General features: G+C 49.9%; 1 protein-coding gene. It reads right to left on the minus strand.

Features of this window, described 5'->3' with window-relative positions; translation table 11 throughout:
• Positions 1-507: glycine--tRNA ligase subunit beta (locus J0A66_RS21600; protein WP_206575920.1), on the minus strand; the 507-nt coding region annotated here is incomplete at both ends.

Below are 507 nucleotides of genomic sequence, written 5' to 3' on the forward strand. Positions count from 1 at the left end.
GGTAAGCAGAGCCTGTTCTGAGCTCTCTTTTAACAAGGCTGCGTCCACTTTTTCCTGTAGCGGCTCTTCTACCTTAGCCAGGATATTGGCAACGCGTTTATTCGCAGCTGCAAGCGCCTGTGCGGCTTCCAATGTCTTAAAGTGTTGCACGGCTTTGATGCGGGCATCAAAATCGGCTGGACGCGATGGACGGCGTGCTAGAACGGATTGGATAACGTCGACATCTACGCCTTGCTCTTGATACCAGGCACGAAAGCGCCCCTGTACAAACTCAAAGACCTGTTCTGCCGCATCAGCATTGGTGAGCTTATCGCCAAACAGTGTGACTGATGCATCGATTAATGGCTGAAGATCTAAAGGTAAGGTCTTCTCTACCACTATGCGTAATAAACCTATTGCCGCTCTTCGCAGTGCAAAAGGATCTTTGTCACCCTTGGGGGCCTGACCTATGCCAAAAATCCCAACCAGAGTATCTAGCTTATCTGCTATGGCTACCGAGCAACTGAT

The organism is Bowmanella dokdonensis, assembly GCF_017254865.1.
Classification (GTDB): Bacteria; Pseudomonadota; Gammaproteobacteria; order Enterobacterales; family Alteromonadaceae; genus Bowmanella; species Bowmanella dokdonensis.